General features: G+C 58.9%; 26 protein-coding genes and 1 pseudogene. 16 read left to right on the plus strand and 11 right to left on the minus strand.

Features of this window, described 5'->3' with window-relative positions; genetic code table 11:
* Window positions 1-29: 29 nt before the first annotated feature.
* Window positions 30-812, plus strand: a complete 783-nt coding sequence (locus BM074_RS21120; protein WP_027233079.1) for a flagellin N-terminal helical domain-containing protein — start codon at window positions 30-32, stop codon at window positions 810-812.
* A 71-nt stretch (window positions 813-883) separates the two neighbouring features.
* On the opposite strand, the gene BM074_RS21125 is transcribed toward BM074_RS21120, so the two are convergent.
* Window positions 884-1,234, minus strand: coding sequence for a ribbon-helix-helix domain-containing protein (locus BM074_RS21125; RefSeq protein ID WP_027233078.1), 351 nt, complete (start codon window positions 1,232-1,234; stop codon window positions 884-886).
* Between the two features lie 43 nt (window positions 1,235-1,277).
* Complete coding sequence (locus BM074_RS21130; RefSeq protein ID WP_091925094.1) at window positions 1,278-1,847, minus strand: DJ-1/PfpI family protein; 570 nt, start codon at window positions 1,845-1,847, stop codon at window positions 1,278-1,280.
* Window positions 1,848-2,016: 169 nt separating this feature from the next.
* Between BM074_RS21130 and fliF the strand changes: the two genes are divergently transcribed.
* The 14 genes from fliF (at window position 2,017) to BM074_RS21200 (ending at window position 14,876) form a co-directional block, all read left to right on the plus strand.
* Window positions 2,017-3,663, plus strand: coding sequence for a flagellar basal-body MS-ring/collar protein FliF (gene fliF / locus BM074_RS21135; protein WP_091925097.1), 1,647 nt, complete (start codon window positions 2,017-2,019; stop codon window positions 3,661-3,663).
* A gap of 1 nt (window position 3,664) precedes the next feature.
* A complete protein-coding gene (locus tag BM074_RS21140; RefSeq protein WP_091925100.1) occupies window positions 3,665-4,321 on the plus strand; it encodes a hypothetical protein in 657 nt (218 codons plus the stop codon).
* Window positions 4,318-5,559, plus strand: coding sequence for a MotB family protein (locus BM074_RS21145; RefSeq protein WP_091925103.1), 1,242 nt, complete (start codon window positions 4,318-4,320; stop codon window positions 5,557-5,559). Before BM074_RS21140 ends, BM074_RS21145 begins: the two co-directional genes overlap by 4 nt.
* Window positions 5,556-6,779 (plus strand): chemotaxis protein MotC, encoded by a 1,224-nt coding sequence (locus BM074_RS21150; RefSeq protein WP_228020285.1) that lies wholly within the window; start codon window positions 5,556-5,558, stop codon window positions 6,777-6,779. The genes BM074_RS21145 and BM074_RS21150 overlap by 4 nt, the downstream gene beginning before the upstream one ends.
* A complete protein-coding gene (locus tag BM074_RS21155) occupies window positions 6,776-7,996 on the plus strand; it encodes a flagellar hook-length control protein FliK (protein ID WP_091925105.1) in 1,221 nt (406 codons plus the stop codon). Before BM074_RS21150 ends, BM074_RS21155 begins: the two co-directional genes overlap by 4 nt.
* Complete coding sequence (locus BM074_RS21160; RefSeq protein ID WP_091925108.1) at window positions 7,929-8,528, plus strand: transglycosylase SLT domain-containing protein; 600 nt, start codon at window positions 7,929-7,931, stop codon at window positions 8,526-8,528. Before BM074_RS21155 ends, BM074_RS21160 begins: the two co-directional genes overlap by 68 nt.
* A gap of 231 nt (window positions 8,529-8,759) precedes the next feature.
* Window positions 8,760-9,431: a flagellar transcriptional regulator FtcR gene (locus tag BM074_RS21165; RefSeq protein ID WP_027233072.1), complete on the plus strand. Its 672-nt coding sequence runs from the start codon at window positions 8,760-8,762 to the stop codon at window positions 9,429-9,431.
* Between the two features lie 125 nt (window positions 9,432-9,556).
* Window positions 9,557-10,819, plus strand: coding sequence for a flagellar hook protein FlgE (locus tag BM074_RS21170; RefSeq protein WP_027233071.1), 1,263 nt, complete (start codon window positions 9,557-9,559; stop codon window positions 10,817-10,819).
* A gap of 31 nt (window positions 10,820-10,850) precedes the next feature.
* Entirely contained in the window at window positions 10,851-12,323 is a 1,473-nt protein-coding gene (flgK, locus tag BM074_RS21175) for a flagellar hook-associated protein FlgK (RefSeq protein WP_091925111.1), read from the plus strand.
* A gap of 2 nt (window positions 12,324-12,325) precedes the next feature.
* On the plus strand, window positions 12,326-13,375 hold the full coding sequence (locus BM074_RS21180; protein ID WP_091925113.1) for a flagellar hook-associated family protein: 1,050 nt from the start codon (window positions 12,326-12,328) through the stop codon (window positions 13,373-13,375).
* Between the two features lie 43 nt (window positions 13,376-13,418).
* Window positions 13,419-13,763, plus strand: coding sequence for a flagellar biosynthesis regulator FlaF (gene flaF / locus BM074_RS21185; protein ID WP_027233068.1), 345 nt, complete (start codon window positions 13,419-13,421; stop codon window positions 13,761-13,763).
* Between the two features lie 2 nt (window positions 13,764-13,765).
* Window positions 13,766-14,206 carry a flagellar biosynthesis repressor FlbT gene (gene flbT, locus BM074_RS21190; RefSeq protein ID WP_091925116.1) on the plus strand — a complete coding sequence of 147 codons (441 nt, stop codon included), beginning with the start codon at window positions 13,766-13,768 and terminating at the stop codon, window positions 14,204-14,206.
* Window positions 14,203-14,604, plus strand: coding sequence for a flagellar hook assembly protein FlgD (gene flgD / locus BM074_RS21195; protein ID WP_091925119.1), 402 nt, complete (start codon window positions 14,203-14,205; stop codon window positions 14,602-14,604). Before flbT ends, flgD begins: the two co-directional genes overlap by 4 nt.
* Window positions 14,605-14,606: 2 nt before the next feature.
* Window positions 14,607-14,876 (plus strand): flagellar biosynthetic protein FliQ, encoded by a 270-nt coding sequence (locus BM074_RS21200; RefSeq protein WP_027233065.1) that lies wholly within the window; start codon window positions 14,607-14,609, stop codon window positions 14,874-14,876.
* 28 nt (window positions 14,877-14,904) lie between these two features.
* Here BM074_RS21200 and BM074_RS21205 read toward each other — a convergent pair whose 3' ends face one another.
* Window positions 14,905-16,215, minus strand: coding sequence for a hypothetical protein (locus BM074_RS21205; protein ID WP_091925121.1), 1,311 nt, complete (start codon window positions 16,213-16,215; stop codon window positions 14,905-14,907).
* A gap of 32 nt (window positions 16,216-16,247) precedes the next feature.
* On the opposite strand from BM074_RS21205, the pseudogene BM074_RS23455 reads away from it, so the two are divergent.
* Window positions 16,248-16,367 (plus strand): annotated as a pseudogene (locus BM074_RS23455) (ABC transporter ATP-binding protein); the annotation flags it as partial.
* Between the two features lie 658 nt (window positions 16,368-17,025).
* Here BM074_RS23455 and BM074_RS21210 read toward each other — a convergent pair.
* From BM074_RS21210 to BM074_RS21245, 8 genes are all read right to left on the minus strand, one after another.
* On the minus strand, window positions 17,026-17,436 hold the full coding sequence (locus tag BM074_RS21210; protein WP_210186491.1) for a MarR family winged helix-turn-helix transcriptional regulator: 411 nt from the start codon (window positions 17,434-17,436) through the stop codon (window positions 17,026-17,028).
* Window positions 17,437-17,960: 524 nt separating this feature from the next.
* Window positions 17,961-18,299: a hypothetical protein gene (locus tag BM074_RS22850; RefSeq protein ID WP_139217696.1), complete on the minus strand. Its 339-nt coding sequence runs from the start codon at window positions 18,297-18,299 to the stop codon at window positions 17,961-17,963.
* A 153-nt stretch (window positions 18,300-18,452) separates the two neighbouring features.
* A complete protein-coding gene (locus BM074_RS21220; RefSeq protein WP_091925129.1) occupies window positions 18,453-18,686 on the minus strand; it encodes a hypothetical protein in 234 nt (77 codons plus the stop codon).
* 76 nt (window positions 18,687-18,762) lie between these two features.
* On the minus strand, window positions 18,763-19,380 hold the full coding sequence (locus BM074_RS21225; RefSeq protein WP_091925132.1) for a flavodoxin family protein: 618 nt from the start codon (window positions 19,378-19,380) through the stop codon (window positions 18,763-18,765).
* Window positions 19,381-19,689: 309 nt separating this feature from the next.
* The gene (locus BM074_RS21230) at window positions 19,690-20,748 is read right to left on the minus strand and encodes a response regulator (RefSeq protein ID WP_091925135.1); all 1,059 of its coding nucleotides are present in this window, start codon (window positions 20,746-20,748) and stop codon (window positions 19,690-19,692) included.
* A gap of 7 nt (window positions 20,749-20,755) precedes the next feature.
* The gene (locus BM074_RS21235) at window positions 20,756-21,319 is read right to left on the minus strand and encodes a chemotaxis protein CheB (RefSeq protein ID WP_091925138.1); all 564 of its coding nucleotides are present in this window, start codon (window positions 21,317-21,319) and stop codon (window positions 20,756-20,758) included.
* Window positions 21,319-22,158, minus strand: a complete 840-nt coding sequence (locus BM074_RS21240; protein ID WP_091925141.1) for a CheR family methyltransferase — start codon at window positions 22,156-22,158, stop codon at window positions 21,319-21,321. Before BM074_RS21240 ends, BM074_RS21235 begins: the two co-directional genes overlap by 1 nt.
* Window positions 22,155-25,583 (minus strand): response regulator, encoded by a 3,429-nt coding sequence (locus BM074_RS21245; protein ID WP_210186492.1) that lies wholly within the window; start codon window positions 25,581-25,583, stop codon window positions 22,155-22,157. The genes BM074_RS21240 and BM074_RS21245 overlap by 4 nt, the downstream gene beginning before the upstream one ends.
* Window positions 25,584-26,238 lie beyond the last annotated feature (655 nt).

A 26,238-nucleotide genomic window follows, 5' to 3' on the forward strand; every position in this document is an offset into this window, starting at 1 on the left:
TCTTTGTATCTCATCAGGGACCTACTTCCATGACCAGCATTCTTACCAATGCGTCGGCAATGACCGCGCTGCAGACGCTTAACACAACGAACAAGAACCTTGCTACGACGCAGGACCGTATCGCTACGGGCCAGCGCGTTGCCCAGGCTTCTGACAATGCCGCCTATTGGTCGATTGCGACCGGCATGCGCACTCAGAACACGGCTTTGTCCGCAGTCAAGGACGGCCTCGGTCTAGGTGCTTCGATCGTTGACACGGCTTACACGTCTCTCAACAGCGCCATCGACCTCGCTCAGAAGATCCAGGCAAAGTATGTTGCCAAGGAAACTCCGGGCACCGACGGCACCGTTATTGATGCCGACATTGCCCAGTTCAAGGCTCAGATCGTCGAAATGGCCAAGGGCGCAACCTTCCAGGGCGTCAATCTGCTTGCTACCGGTGGCACCGCACAAAGCATCGTGACGGGCTATACGTCCGGTACCGGCGTCACCACCATGTCAGTTGCCGCTTTCGACCTCGAAGCTGCCCTGACTTCTGCAACGACCTCGTCGGCCGTTGAAACTGCAATCGGCACCATGAAGGACGCGGCTGCCGCTTTGGGTTCCGCCAAGACCCGCATCGACACGCAGCAGGCTTTCACTGACAACCTGATGGACGCCATCGATCGCGGCGTCGGCCAGCTCGTCGATGCCGACATGAACAAGGAATCGGCTCGTCTGTCAGCTCTCCAGGTTCAGCAGCAGCTCGGCGTACAGGCTCTCTCGATTGCAAACTCGAGCAACCAGAGCATCCTGTCCCTCTTCCGCGGCTAATCGGATAAATAATATCGTTACAAGAAATTTGCCCCGGACTTCAAATCCGGGGCTTTTTCGTTTTGCTAACCTCAGTGATATTTTTCGCGTTCACGGCCAAGAATCGCTCGGGCATTGAGACCCGCAATCGGCTGGGCCAGATCTCTCGGTATATCCCCCGAGAGCTGCAGATCGAGATAGCGCGCGCAGCAGACGCGAAGGAACGACGTGAAGTTGCCGAGATCATGACCGGCGTCAATCGACTCATGATGCAGCCGCGTAATGAGTTGCACGACGTTCATTCCGTCACGCCGTGCAATTTCCTCCAGTTTAGACCAGAAGAAATTCTCGAGCCGCACGCTGGTGACCATGCCGTCGATGCGCAGCGAGCGCGTGGTGCTTTCCCATAGACGCGCATCCGCCTTGATGAATAATTCACACATGCTGCCTCCCAAACCCGCAAACGCCCATTGAGCTTAGCAGCGCTTACGCATTGAGCACAGCCATGAACTGCTGGAGCCAGGCGGGGTGGGCCGGCCAAGCAGGCGCCGTGACGAGCTTGCCATCGGTAACGGCATCGTTGATGGCGATCTCCGCAAACTTTCCGCCCGCAAGTTCGACTTCGGGACGGCATGCGGGATAGGCCGAGCATTTGCGCCCCTCGATTACCCCGGCTGCGGCAAGAAGCTGGGCGCCATGGCAGATCGCGGCAACCGGCTTGTCGGCGTCGAAGAAGTGGCGGACGGCCTTGATCACGTTCGGATCGAGCCGAAGATATTCCGGCGCCCGTCCGCCGGGAATGACAAGCGCATCGTAATCCTCGGGACGGATCTCGGCGAACGTCGCGTTGAGTGCGAAGTTGTGGCCGCGTTTTTCGGAGTAGGTCTGGTCGCCTTCGAAATCGTGAATGGCCGTTGCGACCGTGTCGCCGGCCTTTTTCCCCGGACAGACCGCATGCACCGTATGGCCGCAGGCAAGCAGTGTCTGGAACGGCACCATCGTCTCGTAATCTTCTGTATAGTCACCGGTAATCATAAGGATCTTGGCGCTTGGCATGTTTTTCCTCCCAAGGTTTCAACGAAGGAAAGCCTAGCAAATGCAGATCGCCTATCGGTACTAGCCGGATACTACGGGAGAATTTTCATCGGTACATCGTCTCGCGCGGCTCTAACTTCGCGCAAGCTTCGACCTCTATGGTTCCGTTACGGGATCGTGGTGGGAATCGATGGAAAAGAATATCAGGCACACATTCGAGCAGCTGTTTGGAGCGCTGAAGAAGCTCGGGGCGCGGCGGCTCATTGCCCTTGGCATCGTTGGCGTGACGCTGTTCAGCGTAATTCTGGTGTCGAGTTTCTACCTCAATCGTCCCCAGTACGAGACGCTTTATGTCGGCCTCAGCCGCGATGATGTGAACCGCATGGGCATGGCGCTCGGCGAAGCCGGCATCCCCTTCGACGTGAAATCCGACGGTACGTCGATTCTCGTTCCCTTCGGCAAGGCCGACCAGGCCCGCATGTACCTGGCGGAGAAGGGTCTGCCCACCAGCAACAATGCCGGCTATGAGCTCTTCGACAATATGGGCTCGCTCGGCCTTACCTCGTTCATGCAGGAAATCACGCGGGTACGGGCGCTTGAAGGCGAGATTTCCCGCACGATCCAGGCTATCCGCGGCATCAAGGCGGCGCGCGTTCATATCGTTCTTCCAGAGAAAGGAAGTTTCCGCCGCGGTGATCAGGCGCCATCCGCCTCGGTCGTCATCCGTACCGAGGGCGACTTTGCGATCGAATCTGCCCAATCGATCCGCCAGCTTGTGGCCGCCGCGGTGCCGCAACTGACCGCCGCCGAAGTGACCATACTTGATACCAATGGCCGCCTCCTTGCTTCCAAGGACGACGGAACGAGCGCCGGTGCGGTCATGTCGGCGACCCTTGAACAGAATGTCTCCGCCTCCGTCGATGAAAACATTCGCAAGGCGCTTGCCCCCTATCTCGGCGTCGGACACTTCCAGACGAGCGTTCAGGTGGCGCTCGATACCGACAAGCGACAGACCAATGAGACGGTATTCGATCCGGAGTCCCGAGTTGAGCGCTCGGTTCGCGTCGTCCGTGAGAGCGGCGATTCGCAGAACTCGACCAGCGATAATGCGACCGGTGTCGAACAGAACATCCCGCAAGAACAGATCGCCAGCAAGAACGGAGACAGTTCGTCGGAGAAGACCGACAAGCGCGAGGAATTGACGAATTACGAGCTGAACTCGAAAACCGTATCGACCACCAGCGACAGCTACCAGATCAAGCGGCTGTCGATCGCCGTCGTCATCGATCAGGCGCGCCTTCTGCAAACGGCTGGCGCGACGCCGCCGCCGGCCAATTTCGTCGACCAGCAGATCGCCAAGATCACCGAGCTTGTAGCAACGGCGGCGGGCCTCGATCAGAAGCGCGGCGACGTCATCAACGTCACCGCCGTCAACTTCATGGAAACGACCGACGAGCAATTGCAGCCGACCTCGGCGCCTATATCGGAAATGGTCTTCCGCCAGGCCGGCAGCTTCGTCAACGCGGCTGCGCTCATCGCCGCCGTTGCCCTCATTCTATGGCTTGGCGTCCGGCCCTTGATGCGCGAAATGGGCAAGGCGGCGGAGGTCCCGCAAGTTGCCGGCGTGTCAGAGCTTGCTGTCCCGAATGTTGGAATGGCAGCAAATCTTCCTGCCGTCGCGCCCGCTCGCTCCGAGCAAAGCATGCCCTATGACGATCTTAGCGAACTCAGGCGCCGCATGCGCGTTCCTGCCCAGAATCGTCTCGAACAGATGATCGACATGGACGAGGAAAGGGTCGCGGCGATCCTGAAGCAATGGGTCCACGAGGCCGCCTGAGATGAGCGCACGATCCCTAGCCAGCGTTCTTACCGATTTTACCCCGAAACGGGTGCCGCCAGATCGCGTTACGGTTTTCACCAGTGTTCGCGAGCGAGCGGCTGCGCTTGACGAGGTCATCGAGCCGGCCGAGGAAATCGTCGACATCATCGACTACGAACTCAAGGTGAAGGAAGCCTTCGCAGCCGGGCGGGAGTCGGGTCAGGCGGAAGCGGCGGTACTTTTCGAAGCCGAGAAAGTCCGGCTGGAGCGCGAGTTCCAGGAACAACTCGCCGCTGCGGATGCCGCCTTTCTTGCCGATACGGGCGCGCGCCTTGCCGCGCAACTTGCCGATGGCTTGTCAGGTATTGCTGCAGATCTTTCCGGTTCCCTTGCAGCTGCGCTCACTCCTCTCGTCGAGGCGAGCCTGCGTGAACGGGCGATAAGTGGTTTTGTCGGTGAACTCGAGCGCCTTACAAAAGGGCTCGAAGGCATTCTTATCGACGTAACCGGGCCTCGCTACCTGCTTGACGCGCTGCGAACTCGACCGGAGATCGATGCGATCCGATTTACGTTCCGCGAGGCAAACCAATCCGAGCTAACGATGAAACTCGATGATGTCGTGATCGAAACACGCCTCGGCCACCTGATCGACGCGTTGAAGGACCAAACCCGATGAACATCGACCCTGAAACGCATCGCGAAATCGTCATCGTCCGGCGCGGTCGCGGCGACGGTGAGGAAGGCCACCATGGCGGCGTCTGGAAGATCGCCTATGCCGACTTCATGACGGCGATGATGGCGTTCTTCCTCGTCATGTGGCTGATCAATGCCGCCAATGAGGAGACGAAGGCCGCCGTTGCCAGCTACTTCAATCCTGTAAAGCTGATGGACCGGCAGGCGCAGCCGAAGGGCATCGAGGAGATCGACAACGAGGAGGGCAAGGTTCGCTTCGAGCGGCCCGAATCCGTCGATCCCATTACCAAGAGCGCCCGCAACGAAAAACAGGTCGAGCCCGTCCCCGAACGTGAGGAGCGGCAGATTTTCAAAGATCCTTATGCGGTTCTCGCCGAGATCGCCACCGACTCCGGCGTTCTCCAGAACCGCTCTGCCAAGGGCGAAGGCGGCTCGAGCCAGGCCGGCCCTTCGACGGGCGCCAAGGGTGGCGACGCCTACCGCGATCCGTTCAATCCAAATTACTGGTCGACCCATGTCGAGGACGACATTTTCCCGCTGACCGATAGCCCCGCCGTCCCGCCGCCTTCGCAGGAGCAAAGGATATCGGCGTCGAATGCCAAGGCCGATGCCGATGCCCAGCAGGCGGCGCTCGAGAAACGCATCGCCGCGGGCGAGGCAAAATCGGCGCCCGATCAGCCGGAGGCCAAGCCTCCCGTCACCGCCGAAACACCGGCTGCTCCTTCAAAGGATGAAAAAGCACCGGATGCCGCACAGGTTGAATCGGCGCGGGAGCTTGCCACCGAAATCGCCAAGAAAACCGGTGCAGCCAGCGATGCCAAGGCGCCAGACATCACCGTCGTCGCCAGGAATGACGGCTTGCTTATCCAGCTGACCGACAAGGTCGATTACGGCATGTTCGCCATCGGATCGGCCAAGCCCGACAAACGCGTCATCCAGGTAATCGACGAAATCGCCAAGATCATCGGGAAACGCGACGGCGAGGTCGTCATCAGCGGACATACGGACAGCCGGCCATTCAAGAGCGATACCTACGACAACTGGCGGCTCTCATCCGCCCGGGCGCAGATGGCCTATTACATGCTGACCCGCAAGGGCCTCGACGCCAAGCGCGTTCTACGCGTCGAGGGTTACGCTGACCGCGATCCGAAGATCGCGTCCGACCCATATGCGGCTCAGAACCGGCGTATCGACATCTTCCTGAAGACGGGGTCCAGATGAGGGCAGGGCGCGCGATCCATTGGCTGGTCTTCGGCTTTTTCAGCTTGCCGCTTGCCGGCGCGGCCGCGCAGGTCAATCTGCCGACGCCCGAACCCTATCTCCTCGTGCGCTCCATGCGGATGTTGCAGGATCAGGTCGCGTCCGGCAAGCCGGAAGCCTTGCCGATGCTCAATCGGGTGCTCGGCCATATCGCCGAACAGCTGCGGGCGGCAAAGCCCGAAGTCTGGCAGAAGCCGGCAAATGCCTATGCGATCTTCGTTTACCTCTTGAACGGCGGTAACCCGGAGGTGGTGCGCGCGATCCTGGCATCGGCGAAGCTTGACCAGGTCGACCCCAAGCTGGTCGCCGGCTCACTGGCCTATGCTGACGGCGACACGCTGCACTTTGTCGAGAACTTCCAGGAAATTCCGCCAAATGTTCCAAGCGAACTCGTCGCTTCGATCTATCTCGTGACCGCCACCCAGCTTGCCGCCATCGATGCTGGAACAGCGCTGAAGCGTCTGGATTATATCCGGCTCAATGCGCCGGGCACGCTCCTTGAGGAAGCGGCGCTGCGCCGCGGACTGACGATCGCCGCTCGCCTCGGCGACAAGGACAAGGTCAGGCTTCTCGCCCGCAACTACCTGCAGCGTTTTTCCTATTCGCCCTATTCGGAAGATTTCTTCCGCCAGCTCGTCGACGCGTTGATGGAGTTGAAAGATCGCGTCAGCAACGACGAAATCGAAGAGATCGCAGCACTGGCCTGGCCGCGCGCGCGGCTGCCCCTCTACCTGCGGATAGCGCGGGGAGCACTGGTCGCAGGCGATCTTGCACGCGCTCGTTTTGTTTCGGAGCGAGCCGATAAATTGGCGGCCGAACTCAAGACCGACGATACACAGGCCAAGCTCTATCTTGCAGTCAGCAATGTCGGCTCCGACAAGACCGGCGATGCGAAGTTCATGCTGTCGAAGCTGCCGCGCGACCGCCTGCACGAACGCGATGCCAAGCTTCTGGACGCAGCGCTTGCCATGTCGAGCCGGATCCTGGCGCAACCGATTCCCGAATTGGCGGCACCGCCAAAGTCGGCAGCCCGCAGCGCGCCGGTACAGGCCAGTGTGCAGTCCAGCGCGCCAACGGCGGCCAGCGCAGCGCCGACCACGGATGAGCCAGATCCACTCGTACTCGAGACCCGAAAGAAGCTAGACGCTATCGACGCGCTCCTCGGAAGGACAGGTAAATGACCATTGGAGCCGACATGCCGTTGAAATCGCTGATCGGAGCCCGCATCAAGGACAGCAGCAACGGCGAATCCCCCGTCGATCTGATGTTGCCGGCGGACGGCAAGGCGGCTCTCGACTTCGAGACCATGGTTAAGACGACGGCGCCGAAACTTCATCGCGGGAAGAGCGAGGTGAAGGACGGCGTGCTCGATACGCCGGACAAAGACGCCGAAGCCAAAAACGACGACGCGACTGGCCCCGCCGCCGGGCAGGGGGTGTTCGGCCAGACCATGTTGGCTCTTGAAAAATTGCTCCAGAATCAGCAGCAGGCGCAAGACCAGTCCCTCGCTACAGCCGACCCGCACTTTGCGGCCAGCAGCGTCGACGACGCAGCAGCGCTGATTAACGATACGACTCCGGTGAAACCCGTCGGCGACGCGTCCTCCGAAACCGCATTGCCTGACAAAGCGTCTGAGACAAGCGCGGTAGCATCGCCGATGAAGACCGAGGCCGCGCAGCTCCGCAACGGAGAGGCTACGCCTGCGGCCACACCGCCTTCCGCGCGTCCGCAAGCGAGCGAAACGAACGCGCAGCCGCCTTCGACGGAACGAAGCGTTCCCCGCCTGGCGGAGCCTTCTCCTGCGCCATCGACAAACGCTGCGATGGCGAACGCGAGCGCTGGAGGCCAATCTGATCTCAGGACCGCAACGCCGTTTACGCCGGCCGCTGCCGCACCGGTTGCCGGGCGTCCCGGTATCAGCGATGTCCAGGTCATTTCCGATCGCAGCACCAGCGCCACGCGGACGCTCGTGATCCAGCTTCAACCCATAGAACTCGGCACTGTGACAGCACGGCTGCGGCTGACGTCCGAAGGCATGCACATTCAGCTGAACGCCGAGAACAATGTGGCGGCCGAACATCTCGCCCGTGATCATGAGGCCCTCGGCAAGGCTCTGAAACTGGCAGGTGTTGGCGACGACACCTCGTCGATTACGATCGCCGTAATCGACCGGTCGAGCCCGACTTCGAATGCTCAGGGTGGCCAGCTCAATTCCGGCGGGCAGGACCCACAAGCGGATGCGCGGGCCTATGGGCAGGGACAGGCGGCATCCGGAGGCGCCAAGCAGGGCGGATCGACTGGCCAGCAATATCCGGGAGACACGAGAGCAGATGAGCGCGAGGAAAAAGCAGGTAAGCTTGGTATTGAAAGCCACGTTTCACGCGGTCTGGTTGTCTAGCCTTCTTGCCATCGCGAACCCCGCATCATCCGAAAACCTCTGCGAGCGCGAAATGCACCGGGCGTCGGGAAAGTATGGCATTCCGCTCGGCATTCTCTATGCCGTCGGCCTCACCGAGACCGGGCATAAGGAGTCGCTCCAGCCTTACGCCATGAATATCGACGGCACGCCATACTTCATGCCGTCTGCCGCCGCCGCAGCGGCCAAATTCGCCCAAGCACAGATGCAGGGCGCCAAACTCATCGACCTCGGCTGCATGCAGATCAACCAGCATTATCATGCGGACGCATTTCCCTCCGTCGCCGCACTGCTCGATCCCAAGGCCAATGTCGACTATGCAGCGCGGTTTCTAAAGGGGCTCCGTTCGCGCGAGGGAAGCTGGACTATGGCGGTCGCCCGCTATCACGCCGGGCCCAACAATGATCCCGCCCAGCAATATTATGTCTGCCGCGTGATCGAAAACATGGTGGCCAGTGGCTTCGGTAACTGGACCTCGAAAGCACGCCAGTTCTGCGGCAAGAATCAACCATGACCCGTAACACTTGGTAAGAAAACGTGAATTCCCTTCAAGGGATTCTTGCGAAGCTTGTTCTGACCCAAAAACGAATCAGAAAACAGGACACAGTCAAGGAAAAATCGTACGCTCGGAATGGCCAGCGCTTCCCTATAAATTGGGGTCTATTTCTTGGGAATTGTCCACGAGTCACCACCACCGCTAGTTGTGTGTTGCTTGGGGCAACTTATTGATTCGAAAGGTGGGGTTGTGATCGTAGTCGTCGACGAACGAAGTTTGGTGACGAGTGGGTATTCTGCGTGGTTCGCCCGCGAGGGCATTACGACAACCGGCTTTGCTCCTGACGATTTTGGCGACTGGGTCGCCACTGTTCAGGAGAACGACATTATGGCCGTCGAAGCATTTCTGCTAGGGGAATGCGCCGATCGGAACAAGTTTCCACACAAAATTCGTGAACGCTGTGCGGCACCGGTTATCGCCGTCAACGAGACACAGTCTCTCGAGCATACACTGGAGCTTTTTCAGGCAGGCGTCGACGACGTCGTCCGCAAGCCGATGCACGTGCGGGAAATCCTGGCGCGCATCAACGCGATCCGCCGCCGTTACGGCAACGGTGACGCCGGTACGCAGATCGGCCCAATCCGGGTCTTTTCGGACGGGCGCGATCCGCAGGTCAACGGCATCGATTTCTCCTTGCCGCGACGCGAGCGCCGTATCCTTGAATACCTGATCGCCAACCGTGGCCGCCGGCTCAACAAGGCGCAGATATTCAGCGCCATCTACGGCATTTTCGACAGCGATGTCGAAGAGAGCGTGGTCGAGAGCCATATCAGCAAATTGCGCAAGAAATTGCGCGAGCAGCTCGGCTACGACCCGATCGATTCGAAACGCTTCCTCGGATACAGCATCAATCTCGACTAGGCGCTGTATTCGCCAGTAGCGGAAGCGCCGAACCCCTTAATCCCAAAGGACTACAAGGCGTCAGCTTCGCGCAAGAATCGCAGGATAACGATCTTGTACGCAAGGTGTGACGCAAGGAGACGGATATGAGCCTCTATGGAATGATGCGAACCGGCATTTCGGGCATGAACGGCCAGGCCAACCGCCTGTCGGCCGTATCGGACAACATCGCCAATTCCAGTACGACCGGCTACAAGCGGGCAAGCACCGAGTTTTCCTCGCTCGTGCTGCCAAGCTCGGGCGGCGAGTATAATTCGGGTGGCATCGAAACCACGGTCCGCCACCACATTTCCGAAGATGGGTCCCTGCGTTACACGACCTCTTCGACCGACCTCGCCCTGCAGGGGAAGGGTTTTCTCATCGTCAGCAATTCGAGCGGCACGCCGTACCTAACGCGTGCAGGTTCATTCGTCCCGGACCCGCAGGGCAACCTGGTGAATACGGCGGGCTATTACCTGATGGGCTATCCAATCACCAACGGCAACGTAAATCCTGTCGCCAACGGCTACCAGGGTCTCGAAAAAATCAGCATTGCCCAGAACGACCTCATCGCGGATCCCAGTCGGACCGGTATCTTCACCGCCAATCTTCCGGCAGGCGCGGACATCGTGGCAGCAGCTGACCGTCCGCCGGCGAACGCCACCGCCTCGGCCAAGTACACGGCGAAAACGTCGATCCAGACATTCGATAATCTCGGCAATGTCGTGGTCGTCGACCTCTATTTCACCAAGACCGCAGATAATGCCTGGGAAGTCGCGGCCTATGACCATGCCAATGCGGCGGCCTCGGGCGGCTTCCCCTATACGCCGGCAACGCCGCTGACGACCGAGAACTATACGTTCGACGCGGTGACCGGAAAGCTGAACTCCACCGACCAGTCCATCTCGATCAATGTCCCAAATGGCCAGGCGCTCGAGATCGATTTCTCCGCGACGAAACAGCTTGCAGGCGATTATACCCCTATCCAGGTCAAGGTTGACGGCAACTCTCCGAGCCCGATCGACAATGTCGACATCGGTGCTGATGGCACCGTTATGGCGATCTACAAGAACGGCGCCAAGCGGGCGATCTACAAGATCGCGCTCGCCGACGTCCCAAGTCCCGACAACCTGCTCGTCATGTCCGGCAACGTGTTCTCGCCGAGTGCTGACTCCGGCGACATCCAGGTTGGATTCCCCGGCACGGGCAGCTTCGGCAATCTGAATTCGGGTGCGCTCGAACAGTCGACGGCCGACATCGCGCAGGATCTGACCGACATGATCGAGGCCCAGCGCAACTATACGGCGAATTCCAAGGTCTTCCAGACGGGTGCGGACCTGATGGACGTGCTGGTCAATCTAAAAAGGTAGTTGAACAACTCATGGCGATTGGACAAAGGGTATGTCACTAACTTCGGCGCTCAACACCGCTCAAGGTGCGATAACGACCGTTTCGAAGCAGACTGCTTTGGTGTCGCGCAATATTGCCGGCGCCAACGATCCCAATTTCACCCGGCGCATCGGCTCGGTGGTCAGCGGTCCAGGCGGCTTGACATATCTATCGGTCACCCGTTCCGCCGATGATGCGCTCCTGTCCAAGTATATCGAGAGCAACAGCCAGCTCGGCGCCTCAGACACGCTTCAAGGCGGTCTCGACCGCCTTTCTGGTATTTATTCCGCCAATGACGCATCGGGGTCGCCAAGTGCCCTGCTTGGCGATCTGCGCGATGCCCTGCAGCTCTATGCGAACAAGCCAAGCGATACGACGGTAGGACAGGCCGCGGTCACGAAAGCCGCCGACCTTGCCAATGCCCTGAACCGGGGCAACGACGAAATCCAGAAACTGCGGCAGGACGCCGATACCGACATCGCGGACTCCGTCAAGAACCTGAATACGCTGCTTGCCAAGTTCGAAACGGTAAACACCAAGGTGATCAACGGCACGCGCTCCGGCGCTGACGTGTCGGACGCGCTCGACGAACGCGACGGCCTGCTCAAGCAGATTTCCGGCGAGATTGGCATTACGACGCTCGTTCGCGGCGACAACGATATGGTGATCTTTGCCCAGAACGGCGTCTCGTTGTTCGAAGGCAAGCCGCGCGCCGTCAGCTTCACGCCAACCAGCGCCTTCAGCGCCGGCACTTCGGGCGACCAGGTCTATATCGATGGCGTGCCGCTGACGCACGACACGTTCCAGCAGCCCTATGGCACGGGACGCCTTTCCGGATTGCTGCAGCTACGCGATCAGGTCGCGCCCGATTATCAGAAGCAACTCGACGAGATTGCGCGCAGCCTCGTCAGCATGTTCGCCGAGTCCGATCAGAAGACGCCGCCGACGCTGCCGACAGTGCCGGGCCTGTTCACCTATCCCGGCGCACCGGCAATGCCAGCGGATGGCACGATCCTTCCGGGTCTCGCCGGCACCATCAAGGTTTCATCGGCCTATGTCCTGAGCGAAGGCGGCAATCCCGCGCTTTTGCGCGACGGCGGCACAGTGCCGGCCAATCCGGACTACGTCCAGAACCCCGATGGCTCCGCCGGGTTCTCGGTACGTCTCCAGAATTTGATCGGCGCGATCACCTCACCGCGCATTTACGATCCAACGGCGAATGGCGGCAACAACAAGAGCCTGCTCGACTTCTCCTCTGCCTCCATAAGTTCGCTTGAGGCAAAGCGGCAGTCTGCAACGCAGACCAACGAATACAATGGCATTCTGGCTTCCAGGGCAAGCGATGCCATCTCCAATGCGACCGGCGTCAACATCGACACCGAAATGCAGTCGCTCCTGGATCTCGAGCATTCCTATAGTGCGTCGGCGCGGATCATCTCCACGATCGATTCCATGTTGAAAGAACTCCTTCAGGCGGCGTCATAGATATGAAAACCCAATCCGTTTCCTCCTATATGCTGGCAAATGCGACCCGCAACATTCTGGCAAAAGCCCAATCCGAGCTGATCAAGGCACAGCAGGAGGGAACGACCGGCTTCGTTTTCGACAAGGGACTGACCCTTGGCAGCCGCACCGGTCAGTCCATCTCACTGCGCAAGGAATATGACCGACTGTCCGTCCTGACCGACACGAACGGCGTCATCAAGGAGCGAATGACCACGTCGCAGAATGCGCTCACCAGCATCATCAAGGGAACGCAAGACCTTCTGAGCACGGTGACGGCAATGTCAGGTGGTGCAGCGGGCAGGGCTGTCGCTGTCGACAAGGCCAAAAACCTGATGCAATCGACGACGGAGCTGCTCAATTCGAGCTTCAATGGCGAGTATATTTTTGCGGGTGTCAACACCGACGTGAAGCCGCTTGCCGATTATGACGCTGCGGGAGGTCCGGCTCGAGCCGCCGTCCTGCAGTCGTTCCAGGACTATTTCGGTTTTCCGACCACGGATCCGCAGACAGCCAATATTACGCCCGCCGCCATGAAGGATTATCTCGATACCGCCTTTGCCGGCGAATTCGACGCCGCCTCATGGTCGGCAAACTGGTCGTCGGCCTCCGATACGCTGGTCAAGAGCCGCATTGCACCCACTGAAATCGCCGAAACCTCGGTCAGCGCCAACAGCGCCGGTTTCCGGCAGATGGCGATGGCAATGACCATGGTTGCGGAGCTGGGCAATATCGGTCTCAGCCAGTCCGCCCTTGATGAAGTCGTCGGCAAGGCATCGAAGACGACGACGGACGCCATTACCGCACTCGCCGACACGCAGGCGTTCCTCGGCAATGCGCAGGCCCGCACCAAGGATGCGACTGACCGGCTGGCCGTGCAGCTCAATGTCTTCAACAGCTCCGTGCTCGACCTTGAAGCCGTCGATCCGAATGAGGCCGCCACCCGCGTGAATGCGCTTACAACACAGATCCAGGCGTCTTATGCACTGACCGTCAAGATTCAAAGCCTGAGCTTGCTCAACTATCTGAAATAGTGACCAGCGCAATCACTGCGCTGGCTGGTGAACGGAAACAAACATGTACCAGGCCCGATACGATGACATCATGAGCGACGGCGCCGACAACGCCAGGGAAACCGAGCGTTCGCTGTTTGATCAGTCGATCATGATGCTGGAGGAAGCGCGCGACGAGGGCGGGTATTCGTTCAAGGGCATCGAGGCCGTTCAGTTCACCTCGCGACTGTGGATGCTCGTTCTCGAAGATCTCGGCAGCCCCGCCAACGGATTGCCGCCAGAGCTGCGTGCCTCGCTTATCTCGATCGGCATCTTCATCCTCAAGGAACTCGAGGCGATCCGCCAGGAAACGTCGACCGACTACGACAGCATCATCGAAATCACCCGAACGATACGGGACGGACTCTGATCATGAAGATCTCGCTTCGTGCCGGTGAAAAGATCTATGTCAACGGCGCCGTGCTGCGCGCCGACCGCAAGGTCTCGCTCGAGTTCATGAACGACGTGAGTTTCTTGCTCGAAACCCACGTCATGCAGGTCGATGAGACCACGACGCCGCTGCGCCAGCTCTATTTTGCGGCGCAGATCATGCTGATCAACCCTGCAATCAAGGATGAGGCTCATCGCACGTTCAAACGCATGCTGGCCTCCTTGCTGACGACCTTCGAAAATCAGCGGATGCTCAAGGAGCTCAAGCTCATCGACGAGCTAGTCTTCAACGACCGTGTCTTCGAGGCTTTAAAATCGATCCGGCTGCTATACACCCTGGAAGCCCAGATTCTCGCAGGCGAAGTCCCGCCCGTCATTCCATCTCAAACGGACCAGGCCGTGAGGCCGGAGGCACACGCATGACCACTGTTCCACCCGTCGGCACACAACAGACGAATACGAACAACGACACCAGCAAGACAAACGGTCCGGGTGTCGACTACCAGACCTTCCTGAAGCTGCTGGTCGCGCAGATGAAGAACCAGGATCCGACCCAGCCGATGGATGCAACCCAGCAGGTCACGCAGCTTGCCCAGTTCTCCAGTGTCGAACAGGCGGTGCAGACCAACACGAAACTCGACCAGCTTCTGGCCAGTTCCTCTCTGCAGCAGGCCGACGGCATCATCGGCCGGACTGTCACCAGCGCCGACGGCAAGATCAGCGGTGTCGTCGAATCCGTGCGCATCTACAATGACGGCATGATCGCAACACTGAAGGGCGGCGCGACGCTGCCGATCACCGCCGGCATCGTGGTCAGCTGACGATGAACGAAGCCGACGCCCTCGATATCGTCAATCAGGCCATCTGGACCGTGATTGTCGCCTCCGGACCGGCCGTCGGCGCCGCGATGTTTGCTGGCGTGTGCATCGCGCTGTTTCAGGCGCTGACGCAGATCCAGGAGATCACGCTGACTTTCGTGCCGAAGATCCTTGCAATTCTCGCCGTGCTCGCGCTGACGGCGCCCTTCGTCGGCTCGCAGATCAACACGCTCACTTTGCTCGTCTACTCACGCATCGAGCACGGATTCTCGTGAAGGGCGCACGTCATGCTTGGAGGTCTTTCTATCTGGCAAATTTGCGACGTAAGCGTCTCCATCCGATCAAAACGCCTGTTACGCTAAAAGCGAACCCGCCAGTGAGAAGCGTCAGCATTAGCGGTTTCCAAATCGCGTTGTTGGAGAGGAACGGAAAATCGAGGGTGTGCAGACCGTAGAATAGCCAGCGATAGGTTCGTCGGCTGGCGTCAATGACCTCAATGACGCGGCCGGTCACCGGATTGACATATACGGCTGTATTGGCGGCGTCGTTTAGAATGATGCGCAGACCGTCTCCGCCCACACCATCGCTCGATCGAAGGTTCGCATAGACATCGTCGGCTGGGATCGGGGTTGGTCGCTCCGCTGTTTGTCCAGGGTACGCCATGGAAGCGGCCTGCCAGATGACATCATTGGGAAAGGCGTTGGATTGGGCAGCCACCTTACCATCACGAATTTCCGCGATCTTGGGAGCGGCCTCGGGGCCACGGGCAAGCAGGTATGGCTTACCCGCCACAGCAGATACTTCCACCTCGCTGGCAGGAAGAATGGCTCTGATTGTGTCAGGCGATACCGATTCTGCCGCTTGGGCTACCGTCAACCCGACATACGCCTCAGCTTGAGCGTCGGTCATTTCGCCGGTCGAGAAGATCCTTCCGTGATCCATTGAGAGCCAGCCGCTCAGTATCCACGTGAAGACAAAGGTGGCCATGACCAGCCCCCCGACGTGGTGCCACTTCATCCAACCCCTGTAGGGAGAAATTGCCCCTTGGTTGAATTTAGCGCTTTTGTGCGAGCGAACGATACCCAGCCAGATGCCCGCGATTGTCAGGCTGATGCCAACAAGTGACATCCACCAAACGGTACGGTCCCATGCTACCCAGTTTTGGCGCAGGACCGTTGGGTAGATCCAGTGAAGCACAGATCCCAGATAGTTCCAGGATCGCTCGAAGGTTGTCGTACGCTGCATTACCTCGCCAGAGCGTTGAGATACGTAGAGGTCTGTCCCCGCCTCATCGGCAAGCGAGATTTTGTAGAATGGGCGATACCTATCGTACTGATGGTGAACCATCCATTGATCATAGTTCAGCGGGTTCGACGCCGTTTTGACCGCAGTTCCGGAAAAAGACTGGGCAATCGACTTGGCAGCTTCGCTCGAAATGCCTGCTACGACCTCGCCAGTTTTAGCCGAAACGATCACTTGTGGACCTTTCGGTGGCTGGATGACGTACATCGCCTGACCATTTACTTCCAATATGCGGAGGCGAGCCGGCGACGTGATGCCAGATGCGATGATTGCAGATGAGGGAGACAACTCGACTTGACTGCCGTCGATCATGGAGCCCTTGTTGATACGTGCGCCATCTCCAAGGAAAACCGGGCGAGGTGGTTTCGGTCGCCATGCTGCGCGAGGTCTACAAGGTATATGCCCGGATCGAGAAGTGTTCGATGAACTACGATCACGTTATCGTGGATGGGGCAGCGCACTAGGTCAAATATACGATGGGCCTGCGCGCAATCAGCGACGACATCACCATCGCGGGCCAATCGTGCAATGTGGTTGAAGGACATTCTGACTTTGCCGCTACACACACTTGCATAAGGTAAATTATGGAACTACGCTATTGGGGCGGCCATGGGATACGCAAACAGCATGGCCCCCCCCACTTCGTACTCTCTCGCATGGCTCGGAGCTAACGGCCACGTCCTAATTTACCAGGTCCGAGTTGGTCTCTACTTCAATGCGATCGGCCACGCGGCGAATAAGCAGCGTAGACTGCGGCTTACCTAATTCTGCAGGGACTGAGATGGATTGGGACTGACCGGGCAACAGCACTGCGGAGAACCGGGCGACAGCGCGACTTTCGGTATAAGTGTTATCTGCACCGTTCGTGCCGACCGTGGTCACCACATGCCAGCCGTCTGGCTGCTTAACCCAATAGGTGACTGCGGACGCATCTGCGCCGAGCACCGTGGAAATGCCCTGCCCTTTGGTTCGGCGGCCTGAGCCTGCGAACTGGCAACTGTAATGCCGTACAGAAGACTGGCGGCAGTGGCGATTCTAAAATACCTAGTCATGTTTTCCTCATAAACTTTTTGTGTGCATACACACACTTTTCGAAGCGCAAACTTGTTATTCTGACTGATCCTAGGTGTTGCGCGTCAACTCTAGAAAATCATGCCGCCATTGCGCGGCTTTTTCGGGCCCTACCTGGGCCTCGAATTCCTGCTGGGCTTTTTGCCATAGGGGCAAAGCTGCCTGCACCTTGTTGTGTCCGGACTCGGTCAGCGACAGCACTAACTTTCGGCTCTCCTGTGCGGCCCGTTCAGTTTTCAACCAGCCGTCCCTTTCCATCGGCTTGATGGCGCGCACCAGCGAGGTTCGTTCCATCACCATCGCAAGTGCAAGTTCGCTCATCGTCATGCCCGGGGTTTCCCAGAGCAGCACCAGTATCCCGAACTGGGTGTTGGTCACTTGAGCAGCTGAAAGGTGACGGTCGTAAAGCCGGGTTATGTACCTGGAAGCCTGCCGGGTTGCGAAGCTGTTGCAGGCAGCCATTGATGATCTTTCACTCATACAGGAAACATATATGTGCATATGCACTTTGTCAACATTTGTGTATGTCAAAGTGCATTGTGAAACACGCGTGCCGTTAGCCAGTCAAAAACTTCCGACTTCGCGTTAAAACATAGCTCTTCCGGCTTCCCCCACGCGCTTTGGTTCGTGGGATCGTGGATTGATCGCCGTGCGCCGCCTGGCGCATGGCCACAGATTTGCTTAAGCCCGATGCATGCCTTGGAGATCACAATGATGAGCGTGTGGCGCCGTATCATACAGCGGAGGAGTTTTTGGTCGGATCAATACTACTCTTTCGGCAGGAGCGACCTTGATCACAATCTGCTTTTAACGCTTAAGCGACTGCGTGAACATACATTGCTGATCATAGTGCACGAATTCAAAGCTTTCTACGCTACCCCAACTGGCAGAACTGTCTTCTTGATCGAACCAGTAGGGATCCAGCCGATCACTGAATGAGCGAAACCCGCCGATGTTTTCAACGACGGGTGTCGTTGCTTTCTCGCCTATTTCGGGCAATCCTTCGGTGGCTGGCCGGTCGTGGATTGCGTTCCTGACGCAGTCCCGGAGGAGTCCGGGCAGTCGAGAGCTCCACTGCCGGCAGGCTTGTCACTCGACGAGCCGGAGCCTGTGTTCGGGGTTGCAGTGCCAGATGAGTCGGGCGTTCCTGTATTGCCCGAAGCCCCACCCGATTTATTGGAGTTGGAATTGGAGCCGCCAGAACTGTCCGACGATCCGGTGTTGCCGGATGCACCACCGGAAGTATTGCCACTGCCCGAATTTTGAGCGACAGCGGCGCTGGCCAAGGCCAGGCTGAAGAATGCAATTAAGATAGCTTTTGTCATGTCTCGGTCTCCTTTCGCAGATTGATACTCGGAGCTAACAAATGGTCTGAGCTAAAGTTCCGAGTCTGATCTTCCTCATGCGAAAGTATGGGGCCGACAAGTGGTCTTTGTTGTGCTGTCGAAGCTCGCGGAGAGAGCAGCGGCATCGCGCAACTATTTGGTGCCGCGCACATAGACGAATGGAATGTCGTTCAGTTCGGCCCAAGCCAGCGAGGCGGTGACAGCTTCATCGAGCGTATCAAATGGCTCCGGCTGGAAGTAGGCGGGCCCGTCGATCGCGGATAACGATCCATCCGCAACGAACTTCCCGTCAACCTTCTCGATCAGGACCCAATCTTCCTTCTCGGGCGGTTTCGACGCGCCATCAATATCCTTGAGCTGGGTCATGGCTTCCTCCGTCGATTGCTCAATTTTCAAACTCAGAATTCCGCTTCGGTATGCATGGATTGGGCGGGGCGATGTGTCACTCTTCCTCGCCGGGATACTGAGACTGTTTCATCACTCCGGCGAGATGAGCGGTGTTGCGGGCGAGCATGGCGATCATTGTCTCGACTTCTTCCGGGATTTCTTCGAGATCAATGAAGTTCGTTGAGCCCATCGCTTCCCCGACCCAATATGCCACTGCATTGGCAGGAATTGTGAAGCCGACATCGTTGACGGCCTGAAACACCTCGGCCGAGACATGGTGAGCGCCATCTTCGTTGCCAACAATGGCGACAGCCGCCACTTTGTCATACGACACCATCCTCCCCCGATCGTCGGTCTCCTCTAAAAAAGCATCCATCCGTTCCAGGGCCCGCTTGCAGATGCTCGAGGGCTGTCCCAGCCAGATCGGTGTACCGATCAGCAGGATATCGGCCTCAAGAACCTTCTCCCTGATTTTCGGCCATGCATCACCCTCGCCTTCATCCGATGTCACGCCCGGCTTGATGTCATGATCCGCCAGCCGGACGATTTCCATTTCAACCCCGTGTTTTTTGAACTCTTCCGCGATGAGTTGCAGCAGTCTGCCTGTCGAGGACGGCTCCGAAGAAGCGGAAGACTTCAGCGTGCTGTTAAAAGCGAAGGCCCTCAGGGTCATGAAAATTCCTTTCAATTGACTGTTTACAGAACGCTGTATTCGAAAAGTCGGTCCGAGAAGGCCTCGTAGGCAGCCGGGAATTCTCCCGGATAAGGTCTGAAAGGCCCGCGAGTTCCTCGACGACAAAAATTCTTCGGTCTTTATCAGAGCGCGCTGAACCGAGCAGTGATCGCCCAGCAAACTGGAGCATCGTGGGTATCGTCGGCGCCGCTGCAGAGAGCGTGGCTGAGCACGATTGGCGGCTCAAAAAATCGGCACGAAGTCCCGCCGCTCGTTCTTTAGCCGCCTTGTTCGGCGATCGACTCGGCTTCAGACAACCAGACTTGCCAGCGGCACGCTCAGCGACAAAGTGAGCCCGTCGGCCCGCCAGTCGCGCGTAATTGTGCCGCCGAGACCGCGTAGCGCCGCGGTTTCGAGCGTCGTGCCGAAGCCAGCCCGATCGGGGGCCGGAGAAAGGACGCTGCCACCGCGCTCATCCCACGTCAGATGAAGCTGTTCGTCGGCCGCAGAAACATCGACCGTCAGTTTGCCAGCCGGGGAAGATAGAGCGCCGTATTTCGCGGCATTCGTCGTCAGCTCATGCAGGAGCAGCGCGAAGGAGGTCAGTGCCTGCCCCGTCAAGGGAGCGTCCGAGCCGGTGATCGTAATGCGTGAATCGGCGTCATGATCGTGCGGCGCGACAATGGCCTTAAGCAACGCCGTTACGGTGGTGGCGGTCTGCGCGCCATCACTGTTGCGCGAGAAGTCAGGCAAGGTCAGTTCATGTGCCCGCGCCAACGCGTGCATGCGCGACCTGAGGTCCGTCTCGAGTTCGGCAACGCTTTTGGCGGGACGGGCGCTCAAGGAGATCAGCCCGGCCGCAAGGGTGAACAGATTTTTGATCCGGTGGTTGATCTCCTGCAGCAGGATGTCCTTGTGGCGCGCTGCCTCCTTTAGCGCGTCAGCTTGCATCGCCAGCTCGTCCCGCTGCGCTGCCAAATGCTGCCGCTGCCGATAGAGCTCAAAGAAGACGTCGACCTTGCTGCGCAGGATGTCCGGCTCGATCGGCTTCTGAATGAAATCGACCGCCCCCGCCTCGTAGCCGCGGAACCGGCGCTGATTATCTCCGGTGCCGGCCGTAACGAAAATAATCGGAATGCGACGTGTTCGTTCGTTGCCACGCATCAGCTCCGCGAGTTCGAAACCGTTGAGTCCAGGCATCTGAACATCGACAAGTGCCAGCGCGACGTCATGCTCCAACAGAAGCTCGAGAGCCTCGTCGCCCGACCGGGCCTTCAACAGGAGAATGTCTTCCCGCCGTAACAGCGCCTCCAGCGACAGCAGGTTTTCCTCAAGGTCGTCGACCAGCAGAAAAGGGACAGGTTCCATGCTTGCGTCAAACCTCTTTCAGATATTGGGCGATTGCCTCAAGCGACATAACCCGGGCGCTTGGGCACATTTGAATGGCAGCTTCGGGCATCGCAGCGGCAAAGGCGGTTTCGGGGTCCTGGACGAGACCCCTACCGCCTGCGTCGACGACGGCCCGCAGTCCGGCAGCGCCGTCGTGATTGGCGCCGGTCAGTACGATGGCGATCATCGTGGGGCCATAAGCATCGGCAGCACTCTCGAACAGCACGTCGATCGACGGCCGAGAAAACAGAACCGGCTCATCGCTCGAAAGCGAGAGACACCTGTCGACTTCGATGAGGAGATGATAGTCCGGCGGGGCAAAATAGATCGTGCCGCCGACGATCGGCTGCTTATCCTCGGCCTCCTGTACCGGCAGCACGCATTTGGCCTGGAACAGTTCGGCCATGACGCTGCGCCTGTCTGGCGGTACGTGGACGACCACGATGACAGGCAAACGAAAGCTGGCGGGGAGCGCTGTCAGCACGACCGAAAGGGCTTCCACCGCCCCCGCCGACGCACCGATGACGATGGCTTCGGGTTGAACGGACATTATTCGGCCCGCCTCTGGTAGATTTTCTCCTCCCGCACGAAGTCGGCGAAAGCGTTGGCGTGGCGAGAAAACCGCAGGTTCTCCTTGGAGCCAAGCCCCAGGAAACCTTTGCGGACAAGTGAATCCTTGAACAGGCCAAGCGCATGGTCCTGCAGGCCGCTATCGAAGTAGATCATTACGTTGCGGCAGGAGATGAGATGCATTTCGGCGAAAACGGCGTCCGTGACCAGGCTATGGTCGGAAAACACGACGTTCCGACGCAGCGATTTGTCGAAGGACACGCGGCCATAGGCCGCCTGATAGTAGTCGGAAAGCGAGGATTTTCCGCCCGATTTCCGATGGTTCTCGGTAAAGAGCGGCACCCGGTCGAGGGCAAAAATGCCCGCCTCGGCAGCCTGCAGCGCCTCATGATTGATGTCCGTAGCGTAAAAGATCGTGCGGTCCTCGAGCCCTTCTTCGCGGAACAGGATGACGAGCGAGTAGAGTTCCTCGCCGGTGCTGCAGCCTGCGATCCAGACCTTGAGTGAAGGATAGGTCCGCAGGTGCGGCACCACCTTCTCGCGCATTGCCTTGAAGTAGCTGGGATCGCGAAACATCTCGCTGACCTGCACGGTCAAGTAGCGCAGGAGCCGGGGCAACAGGGCTGGATCGTGCAACAGGCTCTCCTGAAGCGCGGAGAAGGTCGCAAAGCCCAGTTGCTGGCGCGCTTGTTTAAGCCTGCGCTTGATCGACGCCATCGCATAGTTGCGGAAATCGTAGTGGTACTTGAGGAACAGGGCCTCAAGTAGGAGCCGGATCTCGATGTCCTCAATTTTCTCTGGCACGGTGACTTCTGTCATTTGGGCATCCAGACGCGAACCAGCGACAGCAGCTTCTCCACGTCGAGTGGCTTGGCCATGTAATCGTTGGCGCCGGCCTCGATGCAGCGCTGTTGATCGTCCGGCATGGCCTTGGCGGTGAGCGTGATGATCGGCAGTTTCTTCCAGGCCGGGTTCTTACGGATCTCGCGGGTAGCGGCGAGCCCGTCCATAACCGGCATCATGACGTCCATCAGCACCAGCTCGATCGGTGCACCGGATTCTTTCTGCAGTGCTTCGATGGCCTCACGGCCGTTCCGGGCAATATCGACGATGGCGCCACGTGGTTCGAGGATATTGGTGAGCGCGTAGACATTGCGCACGTCGTCCTCGACCACGAGTATCCGGCGCCCTTCGAGCAGGGCATCTCGGTTACGGGCCCTGCGGATCATTTTCTGCTGTTCCGCCGGTAGCTCGGCGATGACCTGGTGGAGGAACAGGCTTACCTCATCGAGCAGGCGTTCGGGGGATTTGGCGCCCTTGATGATGATCGATTTGGAGTAGCGCCGCAGCTTCTGCTCGTCGTGCGCCGATAGTTCCCGGCCCGTGTAGACGATGACCGGCGGGAAGGCATAGGCGCTCTCCTGGCTCAGCGTCTCGAGCAACGAGTAGCCCGAAGCATCTGGCAGGGACAGGTCCAGCACCATGCAGTCGAAGGTCTGATCCTTCAAAAGGTCGAGGCATTCGGCGGCTGTGCCGGCAGTTTCGGTTTCGACGTCTCCCGCCTTCAGAAGTTTAGCCACAGCCTCGCGCTGGACCGGATCGTCCTCGACGATCAAGACGCGATGCACACGTTGTGACAGCTTGGTTTCGAGCTTTTGCAGAACCTGTGTCAACTGTTCGCGCGTCACGGGCTTGGTTGCGAAGCCGACTGCGCCGAGGGAATAGGCGGTTTCGACCTGATCGGTCGCCGACACCACATGAATGGGGATATGACGGGTCTTGACGTCATGTTTGAGCCGGTCGAGGACTGCGAGGCCGGACTGGTCCGGCAGGCCGACATCGAGCACGATAGCGCTTGGCAAGTATTGCTTGGCGAGCCTCAATGCCTCTTCGGCCGTCCCGGCCACGATGGACTGGAAGCCCATGTCACGCGATACGTCGCGCACGATCGCGGCAAAGGTGTCGTCGTCCTCGATGACCAGCAAAATGCGCTTGGCGTCCGTCAGCGCATCGCGATCATCGTCGACCTTGCGCGACGGACTTGATGGCGCTGCGGGCCGAGGGGCCTCCGGCTGCTGAAGGCTCAAGGCCACCGGCACGCCCGCCAGCGGCTCTCGGGGCGCGACATTTGCGGAACTGTAGTTTTGGGGAATTGTAATAGTGAATGTGCTGCCACGCCCCGGCTCGCTCTCCAACCCGATCGTACCACCGAGGAGACGCACCAGCTGTCGAGAGATCGATAGGCCAAGCCCGGTGCCACCATACCGGCGGCTGATGGTACTATCGGCCTGGTGGAAAGCTTCGAAGACACTGCGCTGCTGCTCTTTGGCGATGCCGATGCCGGTGTCAGACACGGCAAACGCTACATTGCCGTCGCCGGCCGTATGAATCGAGAGCCGGACTTGTCCAGCTTCGGTGAACTTGATCGCATTGGAGAGCAGGTTCTTGAGCACCTGTTCGAGCCGCTGCGCATCCGTCTCGATCGTCGGAGGGGCATCCGCAGCAATGTCGATGGCAAAGTCGAGCTTTTTGTCCATGGCGAGAGGCTGGAAAACCTGCCGGAGATTATTGGCCAGACGCTCGACCGAGAGCGTCTCGGGGCGTATCTCCTCGTGGCCAGCCTCGATTTTCGACAGATCGAGAATGTCGTTGATGAGGTTCAAAAGATCGTTGCCCGACGACTGAATTGTCTTGGCGAATTTGACCTGCTCTTCCGTGAGGTTGTCGTCGGGATTGTCAGCGAGCAGCTTGGCGAGAATCAGAGAGGAGTTGAGTGGCGTGCGCAACTCGTGGGACATGTTGGCGAGGAAGTCCGACTTGTACTGGCTCGCCTGTTCCACCTCGCGCGCCTTGGTTTGCACTTCCGCGTTGGCGCGTTCGAGATCGTCGCGCTGTCCCTCCAGCTGCTGGGCCTGTTCCTCGAGCTGGGCATTGGTCTGTTCGAGCTCGACCTGCTGCTGCTCAAGGCGAGCCTGCGATTCTTTCAGGGCGCGGCTCTGCTCCTCGAGCTCCTCGTTCGAGACCCGGAGCTCCTCGGACTGGGTCTGCAACTCCTCCGACTGTCGTTGGGTCTCTTCGAGGAGGTTTTGCAGTTCGCCCCTATAGTTGGCCGACCGCACGGCGATGGCGACCGCTTCGGAAGCGCGGTCAAGAAGCGCGATGACGCGCTCGTCTACCGGCTGCAGGAAGCCGAGCTCGATAACCGAATTAACGATGCCGTCGACGCTGCCTGGAAAAATGACCAGATGCTTCGGCTTGTCCTTGCCGAGCGCGGAGCCGAAAGCCAGGTATCCATCCGGCACCTCGCCGAGCACCATGAATCTGGCTTCCGCTACTGCCTGACCGAGCAGCCCTTCGCGCGGCTTGAAGGCGTTCGGCACGCTTGCCTCGTCGGGAACGCCGTAGACAGAGGCGCGCTGAAATTGACCGCCACCGCCGGTGAAGACGGCGCCGGCAACGGCACCTACATAGAGCGCCAGATAGTCGAGAATGCTGTTGCCGAGTTGCTCAACAGGTTGGTCTCCCATCATGGCCGAGGTCAATCCGACCTGGCCGTTTTGCAGCCATTCGTCGCGTCGGCGGGCCAAGGTCGCCCTGCGGATCAGAAAGCCGATCGTCGCGGTCAGGGCAATACCAAGAATCCCTGAAAATAATGTGCTGAGGAAGGCCGTCTTCTGAGCGCTCGCCATCTCGGCTAGCCGTTGGCGGCGGACTTCGCCCTCCCCGGCCGATATGGCCGCGATTTGTGAGCGGATCCCATCCATTTCGATTTTGCCGCGATCGGAATTGACGATAGCAAGGGCCGCATCCAGACCTTGGGTGCGCCGAAGCTCGTTGGTTTCGGCGAGTTCTGCGAGCTTGGCTTCGACATGTTGTCGGAGCGTGACCAGCCTTTGGCCCTGACCCGAATTGCCGGCGGTCCGCTGGCCGATCTCATCGAGTTTCTTCGGTATGGCCTGAAGCGCCGTGTTATACGGCGCCAGATATGTCTCCTTGTTGGTGAGCAGGAAACCACGCTGGCCAGTCTCGGCGTCTTGAACAAGCGACAACAGCTCATCCAGCGTAACAATGGCGACGTGCGTTTGCACAACGCGTTCATTACCTTCGCGCAAGGCCTGAAGATTGAAATAAGCCACAAGCCCGCTAAGAATGAAAAAAACGATCGCGACTGCGAGGCCAAATGCAACGCCGGGATCGAGGCCCAGGGTGCGCCCGGAAATTTGCGGCATTCGGCTCTGGTTCATAGCAGCTCTCGTCAGCGTTAGAGCCCCCGGAGGGGAGAATAATGGAGTCGTCGGACCACTTTCTCCCGGAGGAGCGGGTCAGCCAACGAGCGAAATTGGATAGCCAAACCGATGTCTTCGCTCACTTCCGTTTGGGAACGGTCGCGCCCGCAAAAACGCCGACAGCTATATGGTGTCAACAGGCAATATCAGACACAGCTCTGACGTGTATAGTATTTTATAGGTGACGCGAGCAGAAACACCTTTCGACCGTAAGGAGGTAGTAGCGGCATCTTCGAACTGTCCAATGGTCAAATCATTCGGATAGAATAGATCGGTTTTGCGATACTAGTCGCGAGGGGGTTTAGCCGCCCGGGCTGCACGCTCTTCGCTTTCTTCGAGTCGCTCGAGCAGCTCTTTGAACCTGCCATTTGTTGGAAGAGGCGGGGCACTCGCACTGCGCACAACATTTTGGAAACCACGCTGTAAGACCTGGTCTCTTATGTTTTTGCGGCGCTTTTCCTCATCGTCGGTCAATGATCTCGTCCCTCTAAGCGCATAAGAGATACGGCGAATACAGGTTCCATAGCGAGTAGGGAATTTGATTGATTCGAGTTCTGACCCGTGCCAGTCCTATTATTCCGGCCATGTATGAAGATGGCCTGCTGTCGGCCCC

Source organism: Phyllobacterium sp. CL33Tsu (assembly GCF_900113985.1).
Taxonomy (GTDB): Bacteria; Pseudomonadota; Alphaproteobacteria; order Rhizobiales; family Rhizobiaceae; genus Phyllobacterium; species Phyllobacterium pellucidum.

Coding starts and splice junctions, on each gene's coding strand:
- BM074_RS21155 (WP_091925105.1), top strand. CDS start 6,776: ATGACCATTGGAGCCGACATGCCGTTGAAATCGCTGATCGGAGCCCGC.
- BM074_RS21150 (WP_228020285.1), top strand. CDS start 5,556: ATGAGGGCAGGGCGCGCGATCCATTGGCTGGTCTTCGGCTTTTTCAGC.
- BM074_RS21240 (WP_091925141.1), bottom strand. CDS start 22,158: ATGACAGAAGTCACCGTGCCAGAGAAAATTGAGGACATCGAGATCCGG.
- BM074_RS21180 (WP_091925113.1), top strand. CDS start 12,326: ATGAAAACCCAATCCGTTTCCTCCTATATGCTGGCAAATGCGACCCGC.
- BM074_RS21245 (WP_210186492.1), bottom strand. CDS start 25,583: ATGAACCAGAGCCGAATGCCGCAAATTTCCGGGCGCACCCTGGGCCTC.
- BM074_RS21170 (WP_027233071.1), top strand. CDS start 9,557: ATGAGCCTCTATGGAATGATGCGAACCGGCATTTCGGGCATGAACGGC.
- BM074_RS22850 (WP_139217696.1), bottom strand. CDS start 18,299: ATGACAAAAGCTATCTTAATTGCATTCTTCAGCCTGGCCTTGGCCAGC.
- fliF (WP_091925097.1), top strand. CDS start 2,017: ATGGAAAAGAATATCAGGCACACATTCGAGCAGCTGTTTGGAGCGCTG.
- BM074_RS21220 (WP_091925129.1), bottom strand. CDS start 18,686: ATGACCCAGCTCAAGGATATTGATGGCGCGTCGAAACCGCCCGAGAAG.
- BM074_RS21160 (WP_091925108.1), top strand. CDS start 7,929: ATGAGCGCGAGGAAAAAGCAGGTAAGCTTGGTATTGAAAGCCACGTTT.
- flbT (WP_091925116.1), top strand. CDS start 13,766: ATGAAGATCTCGCTTCGTGCCGGTGAAAAGATCTATGTCAACGGCGCC.
- BM074_RS21200 (WP_027233065.1), top strand. CDS start 14,607: ATGAACGAAGCCGACGCCCTCGATATCGTCAATCAGGCCATCTGGACC.
- BM074_RS21235 (WP_091925138.1), bottom strand. CDS start 21,319: ATGTCCGTTCAACCCGAAGCCATCGTCATCGGTGCGTCGGCGGGGGCG.
- BM074_RS21120 (WP_027233079.1), top strand. CDS start 30: ATGACCAGCATTCTTACCAATGCGTCGGCAATGACCGCGCTGCAGACG.
- BM074_RS21130 (WP_091925094.1), bottom strand. CDS start 1,847: ATGCCAAGCGCCAAGATCCTTATGATTACCGGTGACTATACAGAAGAT.
- BM074_RS21230 (WP_091925135.1), bottom strand. CDS start 20,748: ATGGAACCTGTCCCTTTTCTGCTGGTCGACGACCTTGAGGAAAACCTG.
- BM074_RS21125 (WP_027233078.1), bottom strand. CDS start 1,234: ATGTGTGAATTATTCATCAAGGCGGATGCGCGTCTATGGGAAAGCACC.
- BM074_RS21140 (WP_091925100.1), top strand. CDS start 3,665: ATGAGCGCACGATCCCTAGCCAGCGTTCTTACCGATTTTACCCCGAAA.
- BM074_RS21210 (WP_210186491.1), bottom strand. CDS start 17,436: ATGGCTGCCTGCAACAGCTTCGCAACCCGGCAGGCTTCCAGGTACATA.
- BM074_RS21205 (WP_091925121.1), bottom strand. CDS start 16,215: ATGATCGACGGCAGTCAAGTCGAGTTGTCTCCCTCATCTGCAATCATC.
- BM074_RS21225 (WP_091925132.1), bottom strand. CDS start 19,380: ATGACCCTGAGGGCCTTCGCTTTTAACAGCACGCTGAAGTCTTCCGCT.
- flaF (WP_027233068.1), top strand. CDS start 13,419: ATGTACCAGGCCCGATACGATGACATCATGAGCGACGGCGCCGACAAC.
- flgD (WP_091925119.1), top strand. CDS start 14,203: ATGACCACTGTTCCACCCGTCGGCACACAACAGACGAATACGAACAAC.
- flgK (WP_091925111.1), top strand. CDS start 10,851: ATGTCACTAACTTCGGCGCTCAACACCGCTCAAGGTGCGATAACGACC.
- BM074_RS21145 (WP_091925103.1), top strand. CDS start 4,318: ATGAACATCGACCCTGAAACGCATCGCGAAATCGTCATCGTCCGGCGC.